The 12159-nt window shown below is 63.2% G+C and carries 17 protein-coding genes and 1 tRNA gene; 4 read left to right on the top strand and 14 right to left on the bottom strand.

Features of this window, described 5'->3' with window-relative positions:
- Positions 1 to 18: 18 nt before the first annotated feature.
- From ACT531_RS09275 to rpsO, 9 genes are all read right to left on the bottom strand, one after another.
- Complete coding sequence (locus ACT531_RS09275) at positions 19 to 627, bottom strand: NADH-quinone oxidoreductase subunit C (RefSeq protein WP_476017227.1); 609 nt, start codon at positions 625 to 627, stop codon at positions 19 to 21.
- Positions 628 to 637: 10 nt separating this feature from the next.
- Entirely contained in the window at positions 638 to 1117 is a 480-nt protein-coding gene (locus ACT531_RS09270) for a NuoB/complex I 20 kDa subunit family protein (RefSeq protein ID WP_007849129.1), read from the bottom strand.
- A 24-nt stretch (positions 1118 to 1141) separates the two neighbouring features.
- Entirely contained in the window at positions 1142 to 1501 is a 360-nt protein-coding gene (locus ACT531_RS09265; protein WP_056061547.1) for an NADH-quinone oxidoreductase subunit A, read from the bottom strand.
- A gap of 73 nt (positions 1502 to 1574) precedes the next feature.
- Positions 1575 to 1659 (bottom strand) — tRNA-Leu (locus ACT531_RS09260).
- 115 nt (positions 1660 to 1774) lie between these two features.
- A complete protein-coding gene (gene secG / locus ACT531_RS09255; RefSeq protein WP_015013270.1) occupies positions 1775 to 2140 on the bottom strand; it encodes a preprotein translocase subunit SecG in 366 nt (121 codons plus the stop codon).
- A gap of 42 nt (positions 2141 to 2182) precedes the next feature.
- Entirely contained in the window at positions 2183 to 2932 is a 750-nt protein-coding gene (tpiA, locus tag ACT531_RS09250; protein WP_476017226.1) for a triose-phosphate isomerase, read from the bottom strand.
- On the bottom strand, positions 2929 to 3921 hold the full coding sequence (locus tag ACT531_RS09245; RefSeq protein WP_476017225.1) for an NAD(P)H-quinone oxidoreductase: 993 nt from the start codon (positions 3919 to 3921) through the stop codon (positions 2929 to 2931). The genes tpiA and ACT531_RS09245 overlap by 4 nt, the downstream gene beginning before the upstream one ends.
- Positions 3922 to 4016: 95 nt before the next feature.
- The gene (gene pnp / locus ACT531_RS09240; protein WP_015013267.1) at positions 4017 to 6260 is read right to left on the bottom strand and encodes a polyribonucleotide nucleotidyltransferase; all 2244 of its coding nucleotides are present in this window, start codon (positions 6258 to 6260) and stop codon (positions 4017 to 4019) included.
- 207 nt (positions 6261 to 6467) lie between these two features.
- Positions 6468 to 6734 carry a 30S ribosomal protein S15 gene (gene rpsO, locus ACT531_RS09235; RefSeq protein ID WP_005793232.1) on the bottom strand — a complete coding sequence of 89 codons (267 nt, stop codon included), beginning with the start codon at positions 6732 to 6734 and terminating at the stop codon, positions 6468 to 6470.
- A gap of 392 nt (positions 6735 to 7126) precedes the next feature.
- On the opposite strand from rpsO, the gene ACT531_RS09230 reads away from it, so the two are divergent.
- The gene (locus ACT531_RS09230) at positions 7127 to 7393 is read left to right on the top strand and encodes a hypothetical protein (RefSeq protein WP_051022510.1); all 267 of its coding nucleotides are present in this window, start codon (positions 7127 to 7129) and stop codon (positions 7391 to 7393) included.
- An 89-nt stretch (positions 7394 to 7482) separates the two neighbouring features.
- Here the strand turns inward: ACT531_RS09230 and ACT531_RS09225 are convergent, their stop codons facing one another.
- Both ACT531_RS09225 and ACT531_RS09220 read right to left on the bottom strand, forming a co-directional pair.
- The gene (locus ACT531_RS09225; protein WP_476017224.1) at positions 7483 to 7959 is read right to left on the bottom strand and encodes a molybdenum cofactor biosynthesis protein MoaE; all 477 of its coding nucleotides are present in this window, start codon (positions 7957 to 7959) and stop codon (positions 7483 to 7485) included.
- Positions 7960 to 8008: 49 nt separating this feature from the next.
- The gene (locus ACT531_RS09220) at positions 8009 to 8239 is read right to left on the bottom strand and encodes a hypothetical protein (protein ID WP_015013264.1); all 231 of its coding nucleotides are present in this window, start codon (positions 8237 to 8239) and stop codon (positions 8009 to 8011) included.
- 87 nt (positions 8240 to 8326) lie between these two features.
- Between ACT531_RS09220 and ACT531_RS09215 the strand changes: the two genes are divergently transcribed.
- From ACT531_RS09215 to dapA, 3 genes are all read left to right on the top strand, one after another.
- Entirely contained in the window at positions 8327 to 8581 is a 255-nt protein-coding gene (locus ACT531_RS09215; protein ID WP_476017223.1) for a hypothetical protein, read from the top strand.
- Positions 8582 to 8585: 4 nt separating this feature from the next.
- Positions 8586 to 8945: a hypothetical protein gene (locus tag ACT531_RS09210; RefSeq protein ID WP_476017222.1), complete on the top strand. Its 360-nt coding sequence runs from the start codon at positions 8586 to 8588 to the stop codon at positions 8943 to 8945.
- A gap of 268 nt (positions 8946 to 9213) precedes the next feature.
- Positions 9214 to 10101: a 4-hydroxy-tetrahydrodipicolinate synthase gene (gene dapA, locus ACT531_RS09205; protein ID WP_476017221.1), complete on the top strand. Its 888-nt coding sequence runs from the start codon at positions 9214 to 9216 to the stop codon at positions 10099 to 10101.
- On the opposite strand, the gene moaD is transcribed toward dapA, so the two are convergent.
- From moaD to mobB, 3 genes are read right to left on the bottom strand one after another with little or no spacing between them, the layout of a single operon-like run.
- On the bottom strand, positions 10088 to 10339 hold the full coding sequence (moaD, locus tag ACT531_RS09200; protein ID WP_476017220.1) for a molybdopterin converting factor subunit 1: 252 nt from the start codon (positions 10337 to 10339) through the stop codon (positions 10088 to 10090). The genes dapA and moaD overlap by 14 nt on opposite strands.
- Positions 10336 to 11589: a molybdopterin molybdotransferase MoeA gene (locus tag ACT531_RS09195; RefSeq protein ID WP_476017219.1), complete on the bottom strand. Its 1254-nt coding sequence runs from the start codon at positions 11587 to 11589 to the stop codon at positions 10336 to 10338. The genes moaD and ACT531_RS09195 overlap by 4 nt, the downstream gene beginning before the upstream one ends.
- The gene (gene mobB / locus ACT531_RS09190; RefSeq protein WP_015013258.1) at positions 11574 to 12143 is read right to left on the bottom strand and encodes a molybdopterin-guanine dinucleotide biosynthesis protein B; all 570 of its coding nucleotides are present in this window, start codon (positions 12141 to 12143) and stop codon (positions 11574 to 11576) included. Before mobB ends, ACT531_RS09195 begins: the two co-directional genes overlap by 16 nt.
- Between the last annotated feature and the right edge of the window lie 16 nt (positions 12144 to 12159).

The following is a 12159-nucleotide window of genomic DNA, read 5'->3' as shown; positions in this document are numbered from 1 at the left end:
CATGAGACGCGGGGCGGCTCAGTGCAGGCCTCCGTACTTGTCTTCGCGGATGATGCGCGGCGTGATTTCGCGCGGCTCGATGGACACGGGTTCGTACACCACGCGGCGCTGGTCGGCGTCGTAGCGCATTTCGACATGACCCGACAACGGGAAATCCTTGCGGAAGGGGTGCCCGATAAAGCCGTAGTCCGTGAGAATGCGGCGCAGGTCGTTATGGCCGTCGAAAACGATGCCAAACAGGTCAAACGCTTCGCGCTCGTACCAATTGGCGGAGTTCCACAACTCAGCCACCGAGGGAACGACCGGGAAGTCGTCGTCCTGGCAGAACACCTTCACGCGCAAGCGCTGGTTGAGGCTGACCGACAACAGATGCGACACCACACAGTAGCGGGCGCCTTCATGGACAGCATCCCCATACGCAGAATAGTCCACACCACACAAATCGATCAGTTGCTCAAAACGGCAACCTTCGGAGTCGCGCAGCAGGCGCATGGCGTCCAGATAGTCGGCAGCGGCGACCGCCACGGTCACCTCGTCGAGGGCCACCGAAATCTGGCGCACTTTGGCACCCAGAGCCGCAGCGATATTGTCCTTGAGCTTCTCAGGCCGAATGGCAACAGCTGTCATCATCAACCCTTCAGACGCGAGCAATGGTGTTGGTGCGGCGGATCTTCTGCTGCAACTGAATGATCCCGTAAATCAGGGCTTCTGCCGTCGGAGGGCAGCCGGGCACGTAGACATCTACGGGCACAATGCGGTCACAACCGCGCACCACCGAGTAGCTGTAGTGGTAGTAGCCACCCCCATTGGCGCACGAACCCATCGACAGAACCCAGCGGGGCTCGGACATCTGGTCGTAGACCTTGCGCAAAGCCGGGGCCATCTTGTTGCACAGCGTTCCTGCCACGATCATCAGATCGGACTGACGGGGGCTGGCACGGAACACTTCCGCACCAAAACGGCCGATGTCATACCGAGCCGCTGCCGCATGCATCATTTCGACAGCACAGCAGGCCAGACCAAACGTCATCGGCCACAGGGAACCGGTCTTGGCCCAGTTCACCACGGAGTCGTAACTCGTGGTGATGAAGCCTTCCTTCATCACGCCTTCAATCATTGCATTGTCCTTGTTGAAGTCCGCTCATTCCCAATCCAGGGCACCCTTTTTCCACTCGTAGGCAAAGCCCACGACCAGAATGGCCAGGAAAATGACGACCGCCACGAAACCGGCAACACCCACCTCGTGCAGCGTGACCGCCCAGGGGAAAAGGAATGCGATTTCCAGGTCGAACAGAATGAAGAGAATGGCCACGAGGTAGTAGCGCACATCGAATTTCATGCGCGCATCCTCGAAGGCTTCAAAGCCACATTCGTAGGGGGAGTTCTTTGCGGCATCTGGGCGGTTGGGGCCCAGTATGTAGCCGAGTACAAGGGGGACAACGCCTACGGCGATGCCGACCAAGATGAACAAAAGGACGGGGAGGTACTGATCGAGGTTCATCTTGAGGATGTGCTCACCGCTGTGGCCTTGCCCGTCAGGACCCAAGCCGGGTCATGCAGGCAGGCCTTTGTTTTGGTGCCGTCGGCGAGACTCGAACTCGCACAGCTTTCGCCACTACCCCCTCAAGATAGCGTGTCTACCAATTTCACCACGACGGCTGATTTTTGCATCTGGATGGCATGAGGAACCTTGCGGCTTTTGGCTTTCCAGACAATCCAGAATTCTACTCCGGAAAAACCCTGCTTCGGCCCAGAGGGCCGAAATTCAGTTCAATTATTTGGTCGGGATCTGCGCTGCGCCAGAGGCGGGAGTCGCAGGCGCCGCAGGCGCCTCAGAAGCCGGTGCGCTGGCGGGCACGGCAGCCGCAGGCGTTTCCAGAACGCTGCCCGAACTGGCAGGACGCGCATTGCCAAAGTAGGCCAATGCCAGCGTCGAGACAAAGAACACGGCTGCCAGCACAGCCGTCGTGCGGGACAGGAAGTTGGCGCTGCCACTGGCACCGAAGAGGCTGCCCGAGCTGCCACTACCAAAGGCGGCACCCATGTCAGCCCCCTTGCCATGCTGGATCAGGATCAGGCCAATCATGGCCAAGGCCGCCAACATCTGCACCGCCAGAATCACATTCACGATCACGTTCATTCTCTGTTCACTCCTGATTGAATTGTTTGCCTCGCAGCCGCCTCAACGGGCTGCCGCAATGATTTGTAGGAAGTCGGGCGCCTTCAACGAGGCACCGCCGACCAGGCCGCCGTCGATATCGGGCTGGGCCAGCAGCTGGGCCGCATTGGCTGCGTTCATGCTGCCGCCGTACAGCAAGCGGATGCGATCCGCATGCTCGCTCGCAGCCGCCAGCTGGGTGCGCAGCACCGCATGCACGGCTTGCGCCTGCTCCGGCGACGCAGTGCGACCCGTACCGATGGCCCACACAGGTTCGTAAGCCACCACGATCTCGCTGATGCAATGGCCGTTCAGATGGATCACTGCGGCGAGCTGGCGCTTGACCACCGCCTCGGTCATGCCCGCTTCACGCTCTTGCAGAGTTTCACCCACGCAGACGACTGGAGTCACACCCGCCGCCAGCGCGCGCTGGGCTTTCTCCGCCACGATTGCATCGGTTTCACCATGGTACTGGCGACGCTCGGAGTGCCCCACCAGCGCATAACGCACACCAAAATCCTTCAGCATGGCCACGGATACTTCACCGGTGTAGGCGCCCGACTCGTGCGCAGACACATCCTGCGCCGCCACCGCAATGGCAGTGCCGGCTGTCAATGCCTGCACCTGCGCCAGATAGGGCGAAGGCACTGCGACAGCGATATCACAAGCCACCTCTGCGGTGCCCGCAATCAAGGCCTTCAACAAAGCCTCGTTGGCGGCCAGGCCGCCATTCATCTTCCAGTTACCGGCGATGAGTTTTTTCTTGTTGTTCATGATTTCCACGTCAAAACAATCTTGCCGATGTGCTGGTTGGACTCCATCAGCGCATGGGCTTGTGCGGCGTCCGCCGCGGCAAACGTGCTATGGATGACCGGACGGACCTTGCCCGCTGCCAGCAAGGGCCAGACATGCTCGCGCAGCGAGCGTGCAATTGCACCCTTGAACGCCACGGGACGCGGACGCAATGTAGACCCCGTGATGGTGAGACGCTTGCGCAGCACCAGTCCCGCATTGAAGCCGCTCTGCACGCCCCCTTGCACGGCGATGATGACGATCCGGCCATCCTCGGCAAGGCATTCGACTTCGCGGGCAACATAGTCACCTGCCACCATATCGAGCACCACGTCAACACCACGCGCTTCGGTGATTCGCTTCGCCTCGGCCACAAAGTCCTGGGACTTGTAGTTGATAGCGTGGTGTGCACCCAGTGAAAGGCAAGCCGCACACTTGTCATCGCTGCCCGCCGTGGCGATCACGGTGGCACCGAACGCACAGGCGAGCTGAATGGCGGTCACGCCAATGCCGCTCGTGCCGCCCTGCACCAGCAAGGTTTCCCCCGCCTGCAAACGCGCACGGTCAAAGACATTGCTCCACACCGTAAAGAACGTCTCCGGAAGGGAAGCAGCCTCCACGTCACTGAAGCCCTCAGGCACCGGCAGGCACTGCACCACCGGTGCGACGCACCACTGGGCATAACCACCACCTGCCACCAAGGCGCAAACGCGGTCACCCACACGAATGCCCGCCTCTGCCATCGCCGAAGCATCGCCCGACTCGACCACCCCCGCGACCTCCAGCCCCGGAAGGTCCGAGGTGCCGGGGGGCGGCGCATAGTGGCCCAGTCGCTGCAACACGTCGGGGCGGTTGATGCCACTGGCCGCCACGCGGATCAGCAGCTCACCCGCCCCCGCCACGGGAGCAGGACGCTCACCCAGACGCAGCACCTCAGGCCCACCAAAGGATGTGATCTCGACAGCTTGCATAACGGGGTTTACCGGATATGGATTGGAATGATTTGGGCCGCTAGCGCATGACTTACATGCCCTGGCAGCTACCAAATCAATAGCACATCCGCGATTTAGCCGTTCACCTGGGCAGAGGCACCATCTGCAGGCAGGGACTGCTGCTGTTGCTGCTCGGCGGGATGACGGCCGCCATCGCGGCCGTGGTCGCGGCGGGGTTCGCGGTCACCACGCTCTGCAGGCGCGGGGCGGTCGCTGCCGCCAGCGGGACGATCTGCCAACACCTTCATGGACAGCTTGATGCGGCCCTTTTCGTCGGTTTCCATGACCTTGACCTTCACGATCTGGCCTTCGGTCAGGTAGTCGGATACCTTCTCGACGCGCTCGTGGGCGATCTGACTGATGTGCAGCAGACCGTCCTTGCCGGGCAGCAGGTTGATCAGTGCGCCAAAGTCCAGGATCTTGGTCACAGGGCCTTCGTAGATCTTGCCGATCTCGACCTCGGCAGTGATCTGCTCGATGCGGCGCTTGGCTTCGTCAGCCTTGGCAGCGTCGGTGGCGGCGATGGTGATGGTGCCGTCTTCCTCGATGTTGATCTGGCAGCCGGTTTCTTCGGTCAGCGCACGGATCACGGCGCCGCCCTTGCCGATCACGTCACGGATCTTCTCGGGGTTGATCTTCATGGTGTACAGCTTGGGCGCGAAGTTTGACACTTCGGTCTTGGCCTCACCCATGGCTTCTTGCATCTTGCCCAGGATGTGCATGCGCGCTTCCTTGGCCTGGGCCAGTGCCACCTGCATGATTTCCTTGGTGATGCCCTGGATCTTGATGTCCATCTGCAGGGCCGTGATACCGCCCGTGGTACCCGCCACCTTGAAGTCCATATCGCCCAGGTGATCTTCGTCACCCAGGATGTCGGTCAGCACGGCGAAACGGTTGGCATCCTTGATCAGGCCCATGGCGATACCCGCCACGTGCGCCTTCATGGGCACGCCGGCGTCCATCAGCGACAGGCAGCCGCCGCACACCGAAGCCATGGACGAGGAGCCGTTGGACTCGGTGATTTCCGACACCACACGCATGGTGTAGGGGAATTCTTCCTTGGTCGGCAGCACAGCCACCAGAGCACGCTTGGCCAGACGGCCGTGGCCGATTTCGCGGCGCTTGGTCGAGCCCATGCGGCCCACTTCGCCGGTGGCGAAGGGAGGCATGTTGTAGTGCATCATGAAGCGGTCTTCGTACTCGCCGGCCAGCGCGTCGATGCGCTGTGCATCGCGCTCGGTGCCCAGCGTGGTCACCACCAGCGCCTGGGTTTCACCACGCGTGAACAGGGCCGAGCCGTGGGCACGGGGCAGCACGCTGTTGCGGATTTCGATGGGGCGCACGGTGCGGGTGTCGCGGCCGTCGATGCGGGGTTCGCCCGCCAGGATCTGGCTGCGCACGATGCCTGCTTCAATGTCGAACAGCATGCCTTCGACCTTGACGGAGTCGAACTCCACGCCATCGGCCTTCAGGCCAGCCATCACAGCAGCGTAGGCTTCACGGCAGGCTTGGGTACGGGCTTGCTTGTTGCGGATCTGGTAGGCAGCGCGCAGCTTGTCGTCAGCCAGAGCCACCACTTTGGCGATCAAGGCTTCGTCCTTGGCAGGCGCTTCCCATTGCCACACGGGCTTGCCCGCGTCGCGCACCAGTTCGTGGATGGCGTTGATGGCCACGTTGCCTTGCTCGTGACCGAACACCACGGCGCCCAGCATGATTTCTTCGGACAGTTGCTGGGCTTCGGACTCCACCATCAGCACAGCAGCTTCAGTGCCCGCCACCACCAAGTCCATCTGCGAGTTCTTGCGCGCAGTCTGGCCGGGGTTCAGCACGTATTCGCCGTTGATGTAACCCACGCGGGCGGCACCGATGGGGCCGTTGAACGGGATGCCAGAGATGGCCAGGGCTGCGCTGGTGGCAATCAGGGCTGCAATGTCAGCGTCCACTTCGGGGTTCAACGAGATCGTGTGGACCACCACATGCACTTCATTGAAGAAACCTTCAGGGAACAGCGGGCGGATCGGACGGTCGATCAGGCGGCTGGTCAGGGTTTCGTGTTCGCTGGGCTTGGCTTCGCGCTTGAAAAAGCTGCCGGGGATCTTGCCTGCGGCGTACGTCTTCTCGATGTAATCCACCGTCAGCGGGAAAAAGTCCTGGCCGGGCTTGGCGGACTTGGAAGCCACCACAGTGGCCAGCACCACGGTGTCGTCAATGTTCACCAGCACGGCGCCGGAGGCCTGGCGGGCGATCTCGCCCGTTTCCATGATGACGGTCTTGTCGCCCCATTGGAAGGTCTTGGTGACTTTGTTGAAAATGCTCATGTTCAGCTCCTGTTTTAATAGCTGGTAGTGCCCTACCAGATTGGCTTGGAGAGCAATTCAGAACACGATGCCATTCCAGTGAAGTGCTACACAATGCAGCGGCAACAACTTCATTGGAATGACACAGCTTCGCTCTGTTTTGCGACTCCGAAGTAAAAAACGCCTGAGCTAGCGGACTAACCCAGGCGTTTTGGCATGCAATGAAAATTACTTGCGCAGACCCAACTTGGCGATCAGCGCGGTGTAACGGTCAGCGTCCTTGGCCTTCAGGTAGTCCAGCAGCTTGCGACGACGGCTCACCATGCGCAGCAGGCCACGGCGACCATGGTGGTCCTTGGCGTGTGTCTTGAAGTGAGGGGTCAGTTCGTTGATGCGAGCGGTCAGCAGAGCCACTTGCACTTCCGGGCTACCAGTGTCGTTGGCAGCACGGGCGTTCGCCTTGACGACTTCGGCCTTGATGGAGGATGCAATCATGTTTTTTCCTTGAATGTGGCCTGCCGCAAGCGGAAAGCCATGGTTTTTACTTGCGCCAGCAGCTGGAACGGCCGCAGGCGTGCGTCTTGCACCATGCAAAACTCGCGGATTATAACCCGAGGCCCTGAATTCACTTCTGGCCGGTCTCTCGGCACACGCCCAGGCCGGTGTCACCCGATCTGAACCAAAGGCCTGTTGCCGCCTTGGACCGCCTGTGTAGCGCCGAGGATACGCCGCAGCTCCGGCGCCGGTGACATAGGGCCACCCCGGCGCATTCCAGCCCAAGCCACCCTTAAGATCACTCGTGGATCAGCCAAGCCCCGGAATTTCAACACTTCACTCCCGGACGATTCAACATGCCACCCACCCCGGCTCCACACCCCTCGACCCACGTGGCACTGCACAAGACGACCGCTCCCCTGCTTTTGTGCATGCTGGCCCTGTGCTTCGGGCTGCATTCCGGGGCAAGCCACGCCACGACCAAGAACGCGACCCAAGGCGCCCATGGCGAAGCGAGCAAGAAAAAGAAGTCCACCAAGGTGAAACAGGAGCGAAGCTCATCCGAGGAAAGCCGCTCGGACCGTGACCGCCGGCTGTACCGGGAATGCAAGGGTCGCGCCAATGCAGGTGCCTGCCTGGGATACACCAGCAAACCCTGACCCCACGTACCCCCTACAAAGACACAGGCTCACCGCATCGCTGAGACGCCCTGGCACGGCGCAGGCGCTGCGCACCGGCCGCTGCTGGTTCAGGCGTTGGCCGCCGTGATGCCCCAGCGCGCGAGCGCAGCGTCGTCACTCACCCGCGCATCCACCCAGCGGGCGCCCTGGGGGGTTTGTTCCTTTTTCCAGAAAGGCGCCTGGGTCTTGAGGTAGTCCATCAGAAACTCGCAGGCCTGAAAACTCTGCCCCCGGTGCGCGCTGGTCACCGCCACCAGCACGATCTGGTCGAGCGGCTGCAGCAGCCCCACACGGTGAATCACGCGGGCACCAAAAATATCGAAGCGCCGAAAGGCCTCGTTCACCATGGCTTCGATGGATTTTTCGGTCATGCCGGGATAGTGCTCCAGCTCCATGGACGACACCGGGTCGCCATCGTTGCGGTCACGCACGGTGCCCACAAAGCTGCACACAGCACCCACCCCCTTGTTCTCGCGGCGGAGGGTGGCGATTTCAACGGACAGGTCAAAGTCCTCGGTCTGGATGGAAACACGGGGCAGGCTCATGGCAATAGCTCTCAGCGGGGGGCGTAGGAAGTTCGGCCAGAAAGGCGCATCAAGGCGAGCGATGCAGCCGTGGTGCAGCCAGCAGTGCGCGCTCTTCTTCCACCACCTTGTTCAGCTGCACCAGTGCGGGCGACGAGGGCAACTGGGCCAGCAATGCTTGCAGGCGCGTGATGTCGCCCACGCTGGGCGCCACCTTGATCTGTGCGACGGCGGCAGGCAGGTTGCCGCCCCGGACCAGCGCCAGTACCTTGGCGGGCCATTCACTTTTGTTGCGTGCCATAACTTGGTAAAAACATTTGTCTGTACGATTCGCCCGCACTGTACCCGCATGCGATCGGGTGCGCGATCTTCTAGCCCTCCCCCGCCCATGGCCACACAAACGATTGAGACCGACCTCTACAAGCTCTATCCATCCCCGCGCAATGCGGTCCGCGATGTGTTCGATCACCAGGTCTTCGTGCCCCACCCTTACGCCATCATTGACCTCGATGTGATGGAGTTGGCGGGCAAAACCACGCTGTTCGGCGCCTGCCGCCTGTCGGACATGAAAATGGGCCAGGTCGTGACCTTTGAGCTGGCTGCCGACCAGGCCAAGTTCGAGCGGCTTTTTACCCCCGACTGAGCCCATGGACGACGACAACCAGATCCACGTGCCCCCGTCCTTCATGGCGGTGTACACCGACGCACGGGGTCGCCTGACCGACAAGGCGGACGCCGTGCGCACCCGCTACGAGCTGTGCGAAGACCTGGCGGGCCACCTGGTGGAGCACGCACAGACGCTGTACCACGTGCAGGCGCCGTCAGAGACCGAGATCCTGCAGCGCATCCATGCAGGACTGTGCACGGCGGAATCTGGCGTGTCGATGCCCGAGGCAACGTGGATCGTCACCCGGCTGGCCGAGCTGCTGGTGTGGCAATGCCCGTTGCTCCAAGCCCCTCCACCCACGCCGGTGGATGACGCGCCACCGGGACTGCCCTCCCGCTGATGGGTCCGGGTCCATGGCCTTTGCAAAGCCTTGGCTATACTGCGCCCCATGCCCACGTACGCACTCTTTGCCATGACCTCCGCACCTGCGGTGGCATTGCAGTGCGTGGTCAAAACCAAAAAACCCCAGCTCATCTGACCGGAGCTGTGTGGTTCCGTCCCGGATGAGCGACGGAACCTGTTGGCAAAAATCTCCCTTTTTTGGCTCCTGGCGACTCGCGCACCTGTGACGGTTCTTCCCTTGGTCGAACCTTGAAAGGACGCTTCGCATGCCTGCAGTCTCTGCCTCTTCCACCCCATTCCAGGGTCTCTGGATTCCTCTGGTCACCCCGTTCCATGACGGCGCTGTGGACCACCCCTCCCTCGCCCGTATGACAAAGAAGCTGGCCGGCCAGGGCATTGCAGGCTTTATGGCCTGCGGGTCCACCGGCGAAGCCGCAGCGCTCGACAAGGCGGAGCAGTTGGCCGTGCTGGAGACGGTGCTCGACGCCTCACAAGGCCTGCCCGTGGTGATGGGACTGTCGGGCTACCACCTGGGCCAGACGCAAGAATGGGTGCAGGCCCTGGCGCGGTACCCCCTGGCCGGACTGCTGGTACCGGCACCGCACTACATCCGCCCGTCGCAAGACGGGTTGCTGCTGTGGTTCCGCGCCCTTGCCGACGCCAGCGCCGCGCCGCTGGTCATCTACGACATCCCCTACCGCACAGGCGCCACCCTGGCCACCGACACCCTGCTGGCACTGGCCGAACACCCGCGCATCTGCGCCATCAAGGACTGCGGCGGCAATGCAGCCAAGACCCAGGCACTGATCGCGGACGGGCGCCTGGCCGTGCTGGCGGGCGAAGATGCGCAGATGTTCACCACCCTGGCCCTGGGCGGCCACGGCGCCATTGCTGCCAGCGCGCACTGGCAGGCACCGCGTTTTGTGGCCTTGATGGAGTTGCTGCGCGCGGGTGACCTGCCGGAGGCCCGCAGGGTATGGCAAGCCTTGTTGCCCTGGGTGGAGGCGTGCTTTGCAGAAGCCAACCCGGCGCCGCTGAAGGCCGTGCTGGCCCACGCGGGCTGGATGCGCAATGAACTGCGCGCACCGATGACAGCGGCCTCCGCCGCGCTGGAGCAGCGGCTGCAGGCCCTGCCCGGGCTCAGCCCCCGGTAACCGGGGGGAAAAACGCCACCTCGGCCCCATCAGCCAGGGTGGCGGACTCGTCGCTCAAGGTCTGGTTGAGCGCCATGCGCACGGCGCGGCCCCGCGCCAGACTGCTGGCGTGGGCACCGCCGCGAGCGATGAGGTCGTCGCGCAAGGCGCCCAGCGTGGTGGCGGCGGTTTCGACCGCCTCACTGCCTTGCCCAATGGCTTCGCGGATCGATGCGAAGTAGCGCACAGTGATCTTCATCCCAGCAACTCCGAAAACGCGATGAATTGCACCGTGTCCCCCGGCGCAATCGTCTGGCCCGCCGGGTTGTCCACCACGCCGTCACCCCAGGCCGCCGAGGTCAGCACGCCCGAACTCTGGTTGCTGAACAGGTCCAGCCCGCCCGCCGCGTTGCGCCGCACGCGCAGAAACTCGCGGCGTTTGTCGGCCTTGGGCCAATGGAAATCGGCACGGACCGCCACAGCTTGCGGCGCCACATCCTGCACACCCTGCAGCCGCAGCACGAAGGGCCGCACCAGCAACGCAAAGGTCAGGAAGCTCGACACCGGGTTGCCGGGCAGGCCCATGAAGTGGGCGGCGCCGCCTTCTCGCGGGATCTGGCCGTAGGCAAACGGCTTGCCGGGCTTCATGGCGATCTGCCACAGGTCCAGCGTGCCCAGAGTCTCTACCGCCGGCTTGATGTGGTCTTCCTCTCCCACGCTCACGCCGCCGCTGGTCAGGATCAGGTCGTGTGCGCTGCTGGCCTGGCGCAGGGCGTCGATGGTGGCGTCGCGCCGGTCGGGCACGATGCCAAAGTCGGTGACCTCGCAGCCCAGGCGCAGCAGCATGGCGCGCAGGAAAAAGCGGTTGCTGTTGTAGATGGCGCCGGGGCGCATCTGCTCGGGCGGCACCTCGCCGGGCATGACCAGTTCATCGCCCGTGGAGAACAGTGCCACGCGCGGACGGCGCGCCACCTGCAGCTGGTGCAGGCCAATGCTGGCCGCCAGCCCCAGTTCGGCCGGAGTGAGACGCGTGCCCGCTGACAGCACCACCGCACCCCGGGTGATGTCCTCGCCCGCACTGCGAATCCACTGACGCGCTTGGGGCACAGCGTTGATCCGCACCGAACCCAGGCCTTCGGCCGCCGCCAGGGCCTCGCAGTCCTCCTGCATCAGGATGGCATCGGCGCCTGCAGGCACCGGCGCGCCGGTGAAGATCCGCGCCGCCGTGCCAGGCAGCAGCGGGTCGCCCGCACTGCCCGCAGGAATGCGCTGCGACACGGGCAACACCACACCGGCCGCCGCCACATCAGCGCAACGCACGGCATAGCCGTCCATCGAGCTGTTGTCCTGCGGGGGCACTTGCAAGGCCGACACGCAGCTTTGTGCCAGCACGCGGCCGTCGGCGTCAAAGGTGGTGACCGTGTCGGTGCCAGGCAGCGGTTGGGCTTGCGCCAACAGATCCGCCAGCGCCTCGTCCAGCGGCTTGAGGGGCTTCATTGCGGGGCGCATGGCAGCAGCCCCCCGTGCAGTTCCCAGTTGTATTCAAAGCGGTGTTCGTACTGGATGAGCCAGTCCACCACCTGGTCGGGCGCGTTGAGGTCCAACAGCGGCAGTTGCGTGGGCACCGGCAGGCTCTCGGGCGCATCGGTGGCGACGGCCACCACAAAGTCATCTTCCGGGTAGCGCACGGGTTTGGCCAGTTGCCCGGGCTCGGGCGCACGCCAGACCTCGATCTTGAGCAGGTCGCTGTCCTTGAAGCCCTCCACCAGCACCCAGTCCACGCCTTGATAAAGCTCGGCCAGCAGGTGATGCACGCTGAGCGTGGCGGGCTGCTCGAACTCGCGCACCAGCATCAGGCGCTTGTCCGATGCGGCGACCACTTCGAAAGCCCCCGCCTCACGGTGGCGGTAGGTGTCCTTGCCCGGGTGGTCCACATCAAAACTGTGGTGGGCATGCTTGACCACCGATACGCGCAGCCCCCGCAGCCGCAGCGCGGGGATCAACTGCTCGACCAGCGTGGTCTTGCCACTGCCGGAGAACCCGGCAAAACCGACAACCTTCATCCACTGCTCCTTGATT

The sequence above is a fragment of the Acidovorax sp. DMC1 genome, from assembly GCF_056314325.1.
This window is presented reverse-complemented; position numbering and strand designations above follow the sequence as displayed.